Genomic DNA, 14,219 nt, shown 5'->3' on the forward strand with positions numbered 1-14,219 from the left:
TCGACGCGCATGCAGGCCTCTCCTTCGAGCACCCCGACGGGCACCGCGGCGCCTGCGGGCCGCGACGGGCCGGCGGTGCTCGAGCTGCATGTCGGCGAACTGCGCCAGCTCTTCAATTCGATGGACCCGGCGCCATTCCGCGAGCGCGACCTCGATGCCAAGGCCCAGGCCTACATCGTCGACTGGGCGCAGGAGCTGCCACCCCATCGGCCGCTGCAGCTGGTGGTGCACCTCGACGCGCAGGACCCGACGGCGGCAGATGCCGCGATGCTCGAGGAAGCGGTCGACGAATACTTCCGCCAGCGTGCGCTCGCGACCCGACGCAGCCTGCGCAAGCTGTTTCGGACCGGACGCTTCAGCCTGCTGATCGGCGTGCTGTTCGTGGGCGCTGCCGCCATCGTCGGCGAATCGATCGCGAGCTTCGTGAGCAAGGGCCGCTATGCGACGCTGATCCACGAGAGCGTCGTGATCGGCGCCTGGGTGGCCCTGTGGCGGCCGATGGAAATCTTCCTCTACGACTGGTGGCCGGTGCGCGCCGAGGCCCGGCTCTATGAACGCCTGAGCCGCCTGCAGGTGCGCCTGCGCGGCGTGGCGCAGGCCGGAGGTGCGGCATGAAGTCGGCCGCCGTCGCGCGCGCGCTGATGTTCCTCGCGCTCTGGCTGGTCCTGATGCCGAGCCTGAAGCTGGCCGACCTGGCATTCGGCCTGGTTGCGGCCGCGATCGCCACCGGCACCAGCCTGCGCCTTCTGCCACCCGCCAGCGGTCAGGTCCGGCTGCGCGCCCTGCTGGTTTTCGTGCCGCACTTCGTCTGGCAGTCGGTGCGCGCCGGCATCGACGTCGCGCGCCGCGCCTTCGATCCGGCGCTGCCGATGAAGCCGGGCTTCGTGTTCTGCCGGGTCGGCTTCGCGCCCGGGCTCGCGCGCAACGAGTTCGCCTCGATCATGAGCCTGCTGCCGGGCTCGGTGCCGGCCGGCGAGACGGAGGAAGGCATCCTCTACCACTGCCTGGACACCGACGTGCCGGTGGCTGCCCAGATGGCCGAGGAAGAAGCCCTGGTGCGCCGGCTGCTGGTCGAGGGCAAGAGCCATGTCTAGCTTCCTGCTCGCCGCGACGGCGATCGTGCTCGCGCTGGTCGCGGTCGGCCTGGTCTGCGTGCTGCGCGGCCCTTCGAATGCCGATCGAATGATGGCCACGCAGCTGTTCGGCACCGGCGGCATCGCGGCCTTCCTGCTGCTGGGCGCCTCCCACGGCGACATCGGCGCCGTGATCGACGTGGCGCTGATCCTCGCGCTGCTGGCTGCCTTTGCCGCCATCGCCTTCGTCAAGGCCGGCACCGCCGCAAGCGCGGAAGCAGACGAGATCGAGGGGCGCGGCAAATGAGGCTCGCGCTCGACCTCTTCAGCATCGTCGCGGTCTGCGCCGGCGTGATCTTCTTTCTGGCCGGCACGGTCGGCCTGCTGCGCTTTCCCGATACCTTCACGCGGCTGCATGCGCTGACCAAGGCCGACAACCTCGGGCTTGGCCTGGTGGTGCTGGGTCTGCTGCCGCAGGTCGGAAGTGCCGGCGCGGCGCTCAAGCTGATCCTGATCTGGCTCCTGGTGCTGCTCGCCTCGGCCGTGGTCTCGCAGCTCATCGCGCGCGCCATTCCGCGTGCACCACGCGACGGATCGAAGCCATGACGCTGGCGCTCAACATCGCGCTGGCGGCCCTGTTCCTCTCGCTCGCGGTCTGGACCATCGCGGCGCGCGACACCTTCGCGGCCGTGGCCGGCTTCATTCCCTACGGCCTGCTCATGACGCTGGTCTGGCTGCAGCTGTCGGCCATCGACGTCGCGATGACCGAGGCCGCGATCGGCGCCGGCCTGACCGGCGCGCTGCTGATCGGCGCCGCCGCGCGGCTGCGCCGCACCGAGGCCGCGGCGCAGGCCGAACGGCCCGGCCCGGGCGTGCGGGTGCTGGCGGCGCTGCTGGCGGCGGCAGTGGCGGCCCTCATCGCGGCCTGCGTGCTGCTGCTGCCCGATCCCGGCCCCTCGTTGGCGCCCGAGGTCGCACGCAACATCGCATCCACCGGGGTCGGCAACCCGATCACCGCGGTGCTGCTGGCCTTCCGCGCCATGGACACGCTGCTCGAAGCGGTGGTGCTGCTGTTCGCGCTGATCGGCATCTGGTCGCTGGCGCCCGACCGCTTCTGGGGTGGCCGGCCCGGTCCGGCGCCGCTGGCCGATCCGAACGGCATCCTGGCGTATCTGGCACGTGTACTGCCACCGATCGGCATCGTGGTCGGCATCTACATCCTGTGGGTCGGCGCCGACCATCCGGGTGGCAAGTTCCAGGGCGCCACCGTGCTGGCCGCGATGTGGCTGCTGGTGATGATGGCCGGCCTGCGCGATGCGCCAGCCGTGAGCCGGCGCTGGCTGCGCGTGGCACTGGTCGCGGGGCCCGTGGTGTTCATCGCGATCGGCGCGCTGGGCATCTGGATGGCTGGCGCGTTCCTGGCCTATCCGGACGGCCTGGCCAAGCCGCTGATCGTCGTGATCGAGGTCGCGCTGATGCCCTCGCTCGCGATCACGCTGGCGCTGCTGCTGGCCGGTGCGCCGACGCGCGAGGAAGGCCCCCGATGACCCCGACCACCCTGTTCGGCCTCTGCGCCGCGGTGCTCGTGGGCCTCGGCATCTACGGCCTGATCGTCAATCCGCAGCCGCTGCGCAAGATCCTCGCCTTCAACCTGATCGGCAACGGCATCTTCCTGGTCTGCGCGGTCATCGCGCGCCGTGGCGCCGCGGCCGGCATGGAGGGCGACCCGGTGCCGCAGGCCCTGCTGATCACGGCCATCGTGGTGGCCTTCGCGGCTTCGGCGCTGGCGGTGGCGCTCGTGCTGCGGCTGGTCGAGGAGACCGGATCGGGCTCGCTCTCGGCCGAAGGCGGCAAGGGCGCAACGGGCGGCGAGGCCGGCGCGGCCCGCGCGCAGCCCGTGGACGGAGCCGCCTGATGCCGCTCGTCTCCGTGCCCGTGGATGCGACCACGCCCGGCGGCCTGCTGCTGGCGCTCGCGGTGCTGCTGCCCTTCGTCGGCGTGATGGTCGGGCTGGTGCTCGGCGGGCGGCGCGCGCAGTGGACCGCCTGGGCCACGATCGTGCTCGGCGCGGCGGTGGTGGCCGCGATCGCTCAGGCGCTGCTGTCCTCGGGCGACCAGCTGGTCTACCTGCTGGGCGGCTGGGCACCGCCGCTGGGCGTGGCCTTGCGCGCCGACGGCCTGTCGGTCTGCATGATGGTGGTGGTGGCCGTGGTGGTGGCCGCGATCGCGGTCTATGCGGGCGGCGATTTCGGCACCCCGGCCGGCGAACCCGAGCGCCGCGCGCCGCTCATCTTCTGGCTGCTGCTGCTCGCCGTGTGGGGCTCGCTCAACCTCGTCTTCGTGAGCGGCGACATCTTCACGCTCTACGTGGCGCTCGAACTGCTCACCTTCGCGGGCGTGCCGCTCGTGAGCCTCGATGCCCGCGGCGAGACGCTGCAGGCGGCGCTGCGCTACCTGCTGTTCGCGCTGCTGGGCTCGATGTTCTATCTGCTGGGCGCCTTCCTGCTCTACGGCGCCTACGGCACGCTCGACATCGCGCTGCTGGCCGAGCGCGTCGCGGCCGAGCCCGTGGCCTGGATCGCGCTCGCGCTCATGACGGTCGGCCTGCTGGCCAAGACCGCGCTGTTCCCGCTGCACCTGTGGCTGCCGCCCGCGCACGCCGGCGCGCCCGCGGCCGCCAGTGCGCTGCTGTCGGCGCTGGTCATCAAGGGCGCCTGGTTCCTGGTCCTGCGGCTGTGGGTCGATGTCTTCCCCGGGGTGATCACCTGGCCCTCGGCGCAGTTGCTGGCTGCGCTCGGGGCGGCCGCCATCCTGGTCGGCAACGTGGTGGCACTGCGGCAGGCGCGGCTCAAGCTGCTGATCGCCTACTCGACCGTGGCGCAGATCGGCTACCTGTTCCTGATGTTCCCGATGGTCGCCGGCCTCGACGAGGCCGCGCTCGACGCCGCGCCCGCGGTCACGGGCGGGCTGCTGCAGGCGATCTCGCACGCCACGGCCAAGGGTGCGATGTTCATGGCCGCGGGCCTGATCTATTCGACGCTCGGCCATGACCGCGTGGCCGACCTGCGCGGCGCCGGCCGCGCCCTGCCGATGACGATCACGGCCTTTGCGCTGGCCGGCGCCTCGCTGATCGGGCTGCCGCCTTCGGGCGGCTTCCTGGCCAAGTGGCTGCTGCTGTCGGCCGCGATCGCCACCGCGCAATGGTGGTGGGTCGTCGTGATGCTGGTCGGCGGCCTGCTCACGAGCGCCTACGTCTTCATGGTGGTGGTGCGCGCCATGGCGCCGGCCGAGCCCGGCTGGTCGCCCAGGCGCGTAGTGCCGGGCTATCAGCAGGGCGCCGTGCTGGCGCTCGCGCTGTGCTCCTTCCTGCTCGGCCTGGCCGCGCTGCTGCCGGTCGACGTGGCGCAGATCGGGCGCTACGTGCTGATTCCGGTGGACTTCCGATGAGCGCCACCGCCTGCCTGATGCTTGCCGCCATCGGCCTGCCGCTGGTGCTGCTGCTGGCCTGCGCGTCGCAGCGGCTGCGCCCGCGGCTGCCGGCGCTGTTCGCGGTCGCGCCGCTGCCGGCTCTGGCCGTCGCGCTGTTCGCGCAGCGCGGCGAGATGCTGTCGATCGGCAACGAAGGCTTCGCGCTGCACTTCGCGCTCGATGCGCCGGGCGCGATGCTGCTCGGCGTGGCGGCGCTGCTGTGGATCGGCGCCGGCCTCTACGCCACGGGCTGGCTGCGCACGCGCACGCGGCGTGGCGGCTTCATCGTCTGCTGGTTCATGACCCTGACCGGTTGCGTCGGCGTCTTCCTCGCGGCCGACCTCATCGGCTTCTACTTCCTGCTCGCGGTGCTGAGCGTGGGCGCCAGCGGCCTGGTGCTGCAGGGCGATGGGCCCGAGGCGCACCGGGCCGGCGCGCTCTATCTCGGGCTCGCGCTGGCGGCCGAAGCCTTCCTGCTGGCCGGGCTGATCCTGCTCGCGCAAGCGATGCCGGATGGCAGCCTGCTGATCGCCGACGCCGCGGAAGCCCTGGCCGATTCGCCCTGGCGTGCGCCCACGCTCACGCTGCTGCTGATCGGGCTCGGCATGAAGGCCGGCATGGTGCCGCTGCATTTCTGGATGCCGCTGGCCTACGGCGCGGCACCGATCCCCGCCGCCGCCGTGATGAGCGGCGCGGTGGTCAAGGCCAGCATCCTCGCGCTGATCCGCTTCGTGCCGCTCGACGTCGCGCTGCCCGACTTCGGCCTGCCGCTCGCCGCGCTGGGCCTGTTCGGCGCGCTCTACGGCGTCGCGATCGGCATCACGCAGGCCAATCCGAAGCATGTGCTGGCCTATTCGAGCGTGAGCCAGATGGGCTTCCTGGTCGGGGTGATCGGCATGGGCATGGCCGCCGGCGATGCCGCCACCGCCACCGGCGCGGCCTTCTATGCCGCGCACCACCTGCTCGTGAAAGGCGCGCTGTTCCTGGCCGTGGGCACGGCCATGCTCACGGGCAGGCGCCACCTGTGGCCGCTGCTGATCGCGGCCGGCTTCATCGCGCTGGGGCTGGGCGGGCTGCCGCTGACCGGCGGGGCGCTCGCCAAGTACGCTGCCAAGGACCTGCTCGGCGACGGCCTTGCGGCCAGCGTGGCGGTGGTCTCGTCGATCGCCTCGACGCTGCTCATGATCCACTTCCTGCGCCGCCTGCAGGCGGGGGCCTCGAGCGATCCGCACGCTCGGGCACCCAGGCGCCAGGCGCTGGCCTGGTTCGCGATGGCGCTGGCCTCGGTGGCCGTGCCCTGGGCGCTCTATCTCGAAATCCCGATCGACACGCTGCCCAAGGCGTTGGCGCCTTCCGCGCTCTGGGACGGGCTCTGGCCGGTGCTGGTAGGCGTGGCGCTGGCCTTCGCGCTCGATCGTGCCGGTGCGCGCCTGCCGCGCATCCCGGCCGGCGACATCGGCATCGCGCTCGGGCGCGGCGCAGGCGCGCTGCTCGCGCTGGGCGGCGCCTTCGAGCGCATCGACACTTACGCCCGCCGCTGGACCGCGGCGAGCATTGCATTGCTGATACTGTCACTGCTGTTCGGCTGGGCGCTGACGGCATGGACATGAGCCATACACAAGGGGCCAGGAAATGAAATCGAGGACATCCACGCTGGCAGCGGTCGCCGCCGCTGTCCTGTTCGGCATCACGGGTTGCACGGTCGGACCCGACTTCGTGCGGCCCACGGTGCAGTCGCCAGCGAACTGGCGCATCGACTATCCGAAGGCGGCCGAGGTCGCCAACACGCGGTGGTGGGAACAGTTCGGCGACCCGGTGCTGAACCAGCTGATCGAGACCGCGCTGCGCGACAACCTCGACGTGCGCGTCGCGGCTGCGCGCATCGACCAGTTCCTCGGCGCGCTGCGCACCACCGACTCGCAGGCCTATCCGCAGCTGGGCTACGGTGCCGGCGCCACGCGCACGCGCGCGAGCCGCGAGGGCGTGACGCCCATTCCCGACCCGTTCAACAACTACTTCACGGTCTACCAGGGCAGCCTCAACGCGAACTGGCAGATCGACCTGTTCGGCCGCGTGCGGCGCATGAGCGAAGCCGCTCAGGCCCAGGTCTACGCGAGCGAGCAGGCGCAGCGCGGCGTCGTGCTCACGCTGGTGACCGGCGTCGCGACCGGCTACATCACGCTGCGCGCACTCGACCGCCAGCTCGAGATCGCGAAGTCGACCGCCGCCAACTTCGGCGAGACCGCGCGCATCTTCGACCTGCGCTTCAGGAAGGGCCTGGTGTCGCAGACCGAGGTCTCGCAGATCCGCTCGCAGTACCAGCAGGCGCTGACCGCGATCCCGACCTTCGAGCAGCAGATCGCGGCGCTCGAGAACCAGCTGTCGATCCTGCTCGGCCGCGATCCGGCGCCGATCCCGCGCGGACGCAGCATTGACCAGCTGGTCGTGCCGCTGATCCCGGCCGGACTGCCGTCCGACCTGCTCCAGCGGCGGCCCGACATCCTCGCAGCCGAGCAGAACCTGGTGGCTGCCAACGCCAGCATCGGCGTCGCGCGCTCGCTCTACTACCCGAACATCTCGCTGACCGGGGCGCTGGGTTCCACCAGCACCTCATTCGGCGACTTCCTCACCGGTCCGGCCAGCACCTGGTCGGTGGTCGCCGGCCTGACCGGCCCGATCTTCACCTTCGGCGCCATCGAGGGCCAGGTGCGCTCCGCCGAGGCGCAGAAGGCGCAGGCCGAGCTGGTCTACCAGCAGACCGTGCTGGGCGCCTTCCGCGACGCCAACAACGCGCTGGTCGGAACGCAGAAGAGCGCAGAGGGCGTGGACTTCCAGCGCGAGCGCGTGCGCCAGCTGCGGGAGTTCGCCCGGCTGTCGCGGCTCAAGTTCGAGAACGGCCTGGTCGGCTACCTCGAGGTGCTGATCTCCGACAACGAACTGTTCGCCGCCGAGCTCAACTTCGTGAACCTGCAGGCCGCCCGCTACACGCAGGCGGTCAACGTCTACCAGGCGATGGGTGGCGGCTGGGTCGATGTCGCGGACGGGCTCACGCCGCGGCCGGTCGGCATGGCGCCGCGGCGCGCCACGCCCTGACGGCAGCGCGACGACCCGACGATGAATCCGCGTTTCCAGACTTTCGTCTACGGCACCGCCATCGCGCTGATGCTCGGCTGGCTGTTCTACATCGGGCGCGACGTTTTCGTGCCGATCATGTTCAGCGTGTTCGTGGTCTACGTGATCCTGGGCCTGATGCGCATGATCGGCAGGCTGCCGCTGCTCGGGCCGGTGCTGCCGCAGCTGGTGGTCTCGCTGCTGTCGGTGCTGGTCATCGCCCTGGGCCTCGGCATGGTGGTCTACACGATCGTGTCGAACCGCGACAGCGTCATCGCGATGGCGCCGCGCTATCAGGAGTCGCTGCTCGCCGCGGTGCAGAAGCTGGCCGTGATGCTGCGCCTCGAGGCCGAGCCGACCTGGACCACCCTGCGGCGCGACCTGTTCGCCCAGGTGAGCCTGCAGCGGCTGGCCGCGTCGGCGCTGGCCTCGGTGTCCTCGCTGGCCGCGAGCGTGATGGTGGTCGCGCTCTATGCCTGCTTCCTGCTGCTGGAGCGCAGCCGGCTCGACGTCAAGATCGCCGCCATCGCGAGCAGCCCCCAGCATGCGCAGCGCATCAAGCAGGTGATCACCGACATCAACGCGCGGGTCGGGGCCTACCTTGCGCTCAAGACCTTCCTCGGCGTGCTGCTCGGCGTGCTGAGCTGGGTCATCATGAAGTTCGCAGGACTCGAGTTCGCGGTCTTCTGGGCCGTGATCATCGCGCTGCTCAACTACGTGCCCTACATCGGTTCGTTCCTGAGCATCGTCCTGCCGGGCCTGATGGCCGTGGCCCAGTTCGGCGGCGGCGGCGAGGCGATCCAGATCATGCTGTCGCTGACCGTGGTGCAGTTCCTGATCGGCAACTTCCTCGATCCCTACATCATGGGCAACTCGCTCAACCTGAGCCCCTTCGCGATCCTCGTGAGCCTCGCGGTCTGGGTTGCCCTCTGGGGCGTGCCCGGTGCGTTCCTGGCGGTGCCGATCACCGCGATGATGACCATCATCTTCTCGGAGTTCAGCGGCACCCGGCCCATCGCGGTGCTGCTGTCGCAGAACGGCAAGCCGTAGCTCCACCGCGCGTGGACGCGGGCGCTGGAGAGCGGAGCAACGTGCGCATCGCGCGGCCGCCGCAGGCAGGCCTGTTCGTGAAATCCCACGGAACCGGCTCCGCCGGGCCGTAGGGATTGCCCCCCGGCAGGGGGGTGGGCGGCTACACGCAGTGAGCCAACCTGGGGGGCGAGCCTATTGCGGCGTCACGCGAGCGTCGACGCCGTTGCCCTGGATGAACACGCGCTGGCCGACGCGCAGGCCCGGCGTCACCGGCTGGGTCACCTCGATCAGCACGCCGCTGTCGGTCCGGACGAAGATTTCCTGGCCGGCGATGGGCGTGTCGTAGCGGCGGGCGACCTCGCTGCCGGCCATGGTGCCGCCGATCGCGCCGACCACCATCGCCACATCGCGCCCGGTGCCGCCACCGATCAGGCTGCCGATGCCGACCCCGGCGAGGCCGCCGAGCACCGCGCCGATGCCGGTGTGATGCGAGCTTGCGATGGTGGTGGGCGTGATCTGCTCGATCTTGCCCTGCCTGATCTGCATGGCGCCGGGCTGGTTGCCGGGGGCGGCGCAGGCCGCGAGCACGAGGGCCATGGCGAGGGCTGCGATGCGGGAGAAGAGTCTTGTTGCTGTCATTGGTCGTTCCTCTGTATCGGTTTCGCGTGTCGGATGACACGTCGATCAGAATACCCCGCTGGCGCGCACCCGTCTTCGTCTTGAGTAGCATTGACAACCGACCTGCCCGCCGGGCCACTCCCATTCATTCCAGGACCTTCGCATGACTTCGACGACGACGACCGCCTCCTCCGCCTATCCCGACACCCGCCTGCTGATCGACGGCGAATGGTGCGATGCCGTCGGCGGCAAGACCCAGGACGTGTTCAATCCCGCCACCGGCAAGCCGATCGGCAAGGTGGCTTTCGCCGCCACGGCCGACCTCGACCGCGCGCTCGATGCCGCCCAGCGCGGCTTCGAGGCCTGGCGCCGGATTCCGGCCAACGAACGCGCCATCACCATGCGCCGCGCCGCGGGCCTGCTGCGCGAGCGCGCGGCCGACATCGCCCGCATCCTCACGCAGGAGCAGGGCAAGCCCTTCGCCGAGGCGCGCGGCGAGGTGCTCGCGGGTGCCGACATCATCGAGTGGTTCGCCGACGAGGGCCGCCGCGTCTACGGCCGCATCGTGCCTTCGCGCAACCTCGCGGCGCAGCAGCTGGTCCTGAAGGAGCCGCTGGGCCCGGTGGCCGCCTTCACGCCCTGGAACTTCCCGATCAACCAGATCGTGCGCAAGCTCGGTGCGGCGCTGGCCAGCGGCTGCTCCTTCCTGTGCAAGGCGCCCGAGGAAACGCCGGCCTCGCCGGCCGCGCTGCTGCAGGCCTTCGTCGACGCCGGCGTGCCCAAGGGCACCGTGGGCCTCGTGTTCGGCGACCCGGCCCAGATCTCCAGCTACCTGATTCCGCATCCGATCATCCGCAAGGTGACCTTCACGGGCTCGACCCCGGTCGGCAAGCAGCTCGCGGCGCTCGCCGGCCAGCACATGAAGCGCGCCACCATGGAGCTGGGCGGCCATGCCCCCGTGATCGTGGCCGAGGACGCCGACGTCGAGCTGGCGGTCAAGGCATCGGGCGGCGCCAAGTTCCGCAATGCGGGCCAGGTCTGCATCTCGCCGACCCGTTTCCTGGTGCACAACAGCCTGCGCCCGGCCTTCGTGCAGGCAATGGTCAAGCATGCCGAAGCCCTCAAGCTCGGCGATGGCCTGGCCGAAGGCACGACCATCGGCCCGCTGGCCAATGCGCGCCGCCTCACTGCGATGGCCAAGGTGCTCGACGATGCGCGCGCCACCGGCGCCAAGGTCGCGACCGGCGGCGAGCGCGTGGGCAGCAGCGGCAACTTCTTCGCCCCGACCGTGCTCGACGACGTCTCGCTGCAGGCCGACGTCTTCAACAACGAGCCCTTCGGTCCGATCGCGGCGATCCGCGGCTTCGACACGCTCGACGAGGCGATCGCCGAAGCGAACCGCCTGCCGTTCGGCCTGGCCGGCTACGCCTTCACCAAGTCGATCAAGAACGCGCACCTGCTCTCGCAACGCATGGAGGTGGGCATGCTCTGGATCAACCAGCCGGCCGCGCCGACGCCCGAGATGCCCTTCGGCGGCGTCAAGGATTCGGGCTACGGCTCGGAAGGCGGTCCGGAGGCGATGGAGGCCTACCTGATCACCAAGGCCGTCTCGATCATGGCCGTCTGAAGGCGCGGCAGGGGCTTGCAGGCGGGCGTTCCGCGGTAGGCCTTTTTTCTTCGCCAACCAGGCGGAACCGGGACACAATGGCGACCATCATGCAAAACAGCGCGATGCTCCGTCGGGTGTTCCTGGTCCTGGGCATGCTGGTGCTGATGCCGATGGCGGCCGGCGCCCAGACCCAGCTCGGAACCGCGGCCGCCCTGCAGGCCAAGTTCACGGCGGTGCAGCCGCAGCTCGAGAAGAACGCCTTCGCCCGTCCGCTGGTGCTGGAATCGAGCGAGGCCTCGGGCCAGCTCAGCGGCCACATCTTCGGCGTGGTCGATCATCCCTTCGAGCAGGTCGGTGCGGCCCTGTCCAGGCCGGCCGTCTGGTGCGACGTGCTGATGCTGCACCTGAACACCAAGGGTTGTGCCGTGCGCACCGCCGGCGCGGCCACCACCCTCGAGGTCTCGGTCGGGCGCAAGTTCGACCAGCCGCTGTCGGATGCGCAGCGCATCGATTTCGTCTGGACGCCCGCGAAGACCTCGGCCGACTACATGAGTGCGAGGCTCAGCGCCGACAAGGGGCCGCTGTCGACGCGCGACTACCGCATCGAATTCGAGGCCACGCCGCTGCCCAACGGCAAGACCTTCATCCACATGGCCTACGCCTATGCCTACGGCACCGCCGCCCGCATCGCGATGCAGGGCTACCTGTCGACGCTCGGCAGCGACAAGGTCGGCTTCTCGACCAAGGACGGCGCGCTGGTCGGCGGCGTGCTCGGCGTGGTCGAGCGCAACACGATGCGCTACTACCTCGCCATCGACGCCTACCTCGATGCCCCGGCCGAAGCGCAGCAGGCCAAGCGTTCGGCGCAATGGTTCGACAGCACCGAGCGCTATGCGCGGCAACTGCACGAGGTGGATCGCAACGACTACCTCGAGATGAAGAAGAATGAATACCAACGGATGAAGACGCAATAGTGCGTGCATCGTTGGCTGGGGAAAGCGCGCTTGCGCAGGGTTTAGATACACATGTATCCTGGTGTATCAGAACCGGACGACCCCCATGGACCTCGAATTTCACGTGCACAAGGTGCAGGCGCTGAGCCCGAAGGCGGCCAAGATCGCCTTGCGCATGCTGGACCGCGATCCGCGTGTTCCGACCGAATGGGTGATGGCGCTTCGACCCGCACTGGTCGAGCGCAGCAGCGAATCCGAATCCTTCGGCAGTACCGACTGGATGACCATCGCTGCGATCGAGCGGCCCGGCATCCGGCGTTTCACCGAACGCTTCGAGAGCCGCGAGCAGAAGCATGCGCGGCTGTGGGTGCTGAGCCTGCGCACCGCGTCCAAGCGGCATGACCGCGCCGAACCGGACGCGAGCAGCTTCGGCGCACTCTAGCGGCCGGTGGTGTCTGCCGGACGCCGTTGCGCATTCACTGCGCGCGCCCTCCGCCGCGGCGAACCATCGCGGCGCGGCTCTTCTGCAAGTCGGCCAGCCGCTGCAGTTCCGCCGTGCAGTCGGCCTGTGTTGCCACCAGAACGAAGGAACTGCGACGCATTGCCGTGATGTTCTTCTCGACCTGGACCGGATCCCGGTTCTTGACGACCAGGCCCGCGGCCACCGCGGCTCGCGATTGGCGATAGAAGGATTTCTCGAAGGCCGGCGTGCCGCAGCGAGCGGCAATCACGCGGTCGTCGGCTTCGCGCTGTTCGGCCGCGTGGGGCGCGTCCTGCGCCTGGGTAGCGAGCGGTATGCCGATGGCGGCAGCGGCCAGCCATGCGGCCAGATCGAATGATGTTCTTGTCATGAGTCCCCCTGTCGTTTCGTCGATGCGGACATGCGTCCGTCGCGCATGCCATGGTACGGCGGCCGCCTCGCAACTGCCATCGCCATGCGTGGGTTGTGGCGTGCGAATCACGTCGGCCGATGGGGGTCACGGGCCTTGCATGAAAGGGTTGTCGGCCGGCTTGTGAACGTTTGTAATGCGGGGGACGGCGCCCATTCCGGCAGTTCAACCGAGAAATCTCCCATGACGATCGCGAAGCACGCCATCCGAATCGCCGCTGCAGCAGTTGCATCCCTCGTCGCGGGCGGCGCCTCGGCGCAGTCGCAGGCCGACGCCGAGCTTCAGAAGCAGCTCGCGAACCCGATCGCCGACATCGTCACGCTGCCGTTCCAGCTCAACACCAACTTCAACACCGGTCCGTTCCAGAAACCGCAATACACGCTCAACATCCAGCCGGTCTACCCGATCAAGATGGAGGGCGGCTGGTCGCTGATCAATCGCGCCATCGTGCCGCTGCTGTCCAATCCCGCGGTGCTGCCGGGCCAGGACCGCAAGTACGGCCTCGGCGACATCACCTACGAAGGCTTCTTCGCGCCGCCCACGGGCGACAGCGGCGTGATCTGGGGCTTCGGCCCGGCGCTGGTCATGCGCACCGCCACCGACGACCGGCTCGGCGCCGGCAAGTGGTCGCTCGGACCCGCGGTGGTGGTGCTCAAGCAGACCGACGCCTGGACCGTGGGTGCGCTCGCGACCCAGGTGTGGTCCTTCGCGGGCGACGAGAGCATGCCCAGCGTGAACGCTTTCTCGGTGCAGCCGATCGTGAGCTATCGGCTGGACGCCAGGCAGTCGATCGGCTACATCGGCACCGTCACGGCCGACTGGCAGCAGAACCGCGCCAGCCAGCGCTGGACCGTGCCGCTCGGCGTCTCGTATTCGCTGCTGGTGCGGCCCGAGGGCTTCGTGCCGATGAATTTCGTCGTCGGTGCCGGCTACAACGTGATCCGGCCCGACAATGCATCGGACTGGTTCGTCCGCTTCCAGGTCAATTTCGTTCTGCCCAAATAAGGATTCCCGCATGCGCTTGCGCGACAGTTTCAGCAGCCTGGCCCTGGGCCTGGCATTGACCGCTTCCCTGCCGGCGTCGGCCACGCCGCTGAGCATCTACAACTCGATGCGCGAGACGCCGATCACCAAGTTCAGCAAGGCCGACATGGCGCTGATGATGAAGACGATCGACGGCGCGCTCGACAGCGGCGCCGATGGCGCCAAGGTCGACTGGGCCAACGCCGCGGGCAGCAGCAGCGGCAGCGTCACGCCGGCCAAGGATCCCAAGGGCCGCGCCCAGTGCCGGCTCGCGCATGTCGAGAACCGCTACAAGACGCTGCGCGGCGCGGGCAGCTACGTGTTCTGCCGCAACGCGAAGGCCAAGTCACCGGCCTGGGAACTGGTGGAGCCCTGGTCCGGGTCCTGAGCCCGGCTGATCCACAGCCTTCGTACCAACCTCCAACCCGAAACCTTTCTTTTC

Annotated in this window: 17 protein-coding genes; 15 read left to right on the forward strand and 2 right to left on the reverse strand. The window is 69.7% G+C overall.

From position 1 onward, the window contains the following. Window positions 1–9 precede the first annotated feature (9 nt). Genes QTH87_RS02490 through QTH87_RS02535 form a run of 10 tightly spaced genes read left to right on the forward strand, consistent with a single transcriptional unit; the run spans window position 10 to window position 8,702 of the window. Entirely contained in the window at window positions 10–615 is a 606-nt protein-coding gene (locus tag QTH87_RS02490) for a hypothetical protein (protein WP_286606582.1), read from the forward strand. Further along, window positions 612–1,094 (forward strand): Na+/H+ antiporter subunit E, encoded by a 483-nt coding sequence (locus QTH87_RS02495; RefSeq protein WP_286606584.1) that lies wholly within the window; start codon window positions 612–614, stop codon window positions 1,092–1,094. The genes QTH87_RS02490 and QTH87_RS02495 overlap by 4 nt, the downstream gene beginning before the upstream one ends. Continuing rightward, window positions 1,087–1,380 carry an MrpF/PhaF family protein gene (locus QTH87_RS02500; protein WP_286606586.1) on the forward strand — a complete coding sequence of 98 codons (294 nt, stop codon included), beginning with the start codon at window positions 1,087–1,089 and terminating at the stop codon, window positions 1,378–1,380. The genes QTH87_RS02495 and QTH87_RS02500 overlap by 8 nt, the downstream gene beginning before the upstream one ends. After that, window positions 1,377–1,679: a cation:proton antiporter gene (locus QTH87_RS02505; protein WP_286606587.1), complete on the forward strand. Its 303-nt coding sequence runs from the start codon at window positions 1,377–1,379 to the stop codon at window positions 1,677–1,679. Before QTH87_RS02500 ends, QTH87_RS02505 begins: the two co-directional genes overlap by 4 nt. After that, complete coding sequence (locus QTH87_RS02510) at window positions 1,676–2,620, forward strand: hydrogenase subunit MbhD domain-containing protein (RefSeq protein WP_286606588.1); 945 nt, start codon at window positions 1,676–1,678, stop codon at window positions 2,618–2,620. The genes QTH87_RS02505 and QTH87_RS02510 overlap by 4 nt, the downstream gene beginning before the upstream one ends. Further along, entirely contained in the window at window positions 2,617–2,988 is a 372-nt protein-coding gene (locus QTH87_RS02515; RefSeq protein ID WP_286606590.1) for an NADH-quinone oxidoreductase subunit K, read from the forward strand. Before QTH87_RS02510 ends, QTH87_RS02515 begins: the two co-directional genes overlap by 4 nt. Further along, window positions 2,988–4,520 (forward strand): complex I subunit 5 family protein, encoded by a 1,533-nt coding sequence (locus tag QTH87_RS02520; protein WP_286606591.1) that lies wholly within the window; start codon window positions 2,988–2,990, stop codon window positions 4,518–4,520. Before QTH87_RS02515 ends, QTH87_RS02520 begins: the two co-directional genes overlap by 1 nt. Then, a complete protein-coding gene (locus QTH87_RS02525; protein WP_286606593.1) occupies window positions 4,517–6,151 on the forward strand; it encodes a proton-conducting transporter transmembrane domain-containing protein in 1,635 nt (544 codons plus the stop codon). Before QTH87_RS02520 ends, QTH87_RS02525 begins: the two co-directional genes overlap by 4 nt. A gap of 22 nt (window positions 6,152–6,173) precedes the next feature. Beyond that, on the forward strand, window positions 6,174–7,634 hold the full coding sequence (locus QTH87_RS02530) for an efflux transporter outer membrane subunit (protein ID WP_286606595.1): 1,461 nt from the start codon (window positions 6,174–6,176) through the stop codon (window positions 7,632–7,634). A 21-nt stretch (window positions 7,635–7,655) separates the two neighbouring features. After that, window positions 7,656–8,702 (forward strand): AI-2E family transporter, encoded by a 1,047-nt coding sequence (locus QTH87_RS02535; RefSeq protein ID WP_286606597.1) that lies wholly within the window; start codon window positions 7,656–7,658, stop codon window positions 8,700–8,702. Window positions 8,703–8,876: 174 nt separating this feature from the next. Here QTH87_RS02535 and QTH87_RS02540 read toward each other — a convergent pair whose 3' ends face one another. Further along, window positions 8,877–9,323: an outer membrane lipoprotein gene (locus QTH87_RS02540; RefSeq protein ID WP_286606598.1), complete on the reverse strand. Its 447-nt coding sequence runs from the start codon at window positions 9,321–9,323 to the stop codon at window positions 8,877–8,879. 142 nt (window positions 9,324–9,465) lie between these two features. On the opposite strand from QTH87_RS02540, the gene QTH87_RS02545 reads away from it, so the two are divergent. From QTH87_RS02545 to QTH87_RS02555, 3 genes are all read left to right on the forward strand, one after another. Continuing rightward, window positions 9,466–10,929 carry an NAD-dependent succinate-semialdehyde dehydrogenase gene (locus QTH87_RS02545; RefSeq protein WP_286606599.1) on the forward strand — a complete coding sequence of 488 codons (1,464 nt, stop codon included), beginning with the start codon at window positions 9,466–9,468 and terminating at the stop codon, window positions 10,927–10,929. A gap of 89 nt (window positions 10,930–11,018) precedes the next feature. Beyond that, window positions 11,019–11,885: a hypothetical protein gene (locus QTH87_RS02550; RefSeq protein ID WP_286606600.1), complete on the forward strand. Its 867-nt coding sequence runs from the start codon at window positions 11,019–11,021 to the stop codon at window positions 11,883–11,885. A gap of 85 nt (window positions 11,886–11,970) precedes the next feature. Then, window positions 11,971–12,306, forward strand: a complete 336-nt coding sequence (locus QTH87_RS02555) for a hypothetical protein (RefSeq protein ID WP_286606602.1) — start codon at window positions 11,971–11,973, stop codon at window positions 12,304–12,306. Between the two features lie 34 nt (window positions 12,307–12,340). Here the strand turns inward: QTH87_RS02555 and QTH87_RS02560 are convergent, their stop codons facing one another. Further along, window positions 12,341–12,715 (reverse strand): hypothetical protein, encoded by a 375-nt coding sequence (locus tag QTH87_RS02560; protein ID WP_286606604.1) that lies wholly within the window; start codon window positions 12,713–12,715, stop codon window positions 12,341–12,343. 222 nt (window positions 12,716–12,937) lie between these two features. Between QTH87_RS02560 and QTH87_RS02565 the strand changes: the two genes are divergently transcribed. Continuing rightward, window positions 12,938–13,759 (forward strand): hypothetical protein, encoded by an 822-nt coding sequence (locus QTH87_RS02565; RefSeq protein ID WP_286606606.1) that lies wholly within the window; start codon window positions 12,938–12,940, stop codon window positions 13,757–13,759. A gap of 10 nt (window positions 13,760–13,769) precedes the next feature. Continuing rightward, a complete protein-coding gene (locus QTH87_RS02570; protein WP_286606608.1) occupies window positions 13,770–14,165 on the forward strand; it encodes a hypothetical protein in 396 nt (131 codons plus the stop codon). Window positions 14,166–14,219 lie beyond the last annotated feature (54 nt).

This window comes from Variovorax jilinensis, from assembly GCF_030316885.1.
In the GTDB taxonomy this organism is placed as follows: Bacteria; Pseudomonadota; Gammaproteobacteria; order Burkholderiales; family Burkholderiaceae_C; genus Variovorax; species Variovorax jilinensis.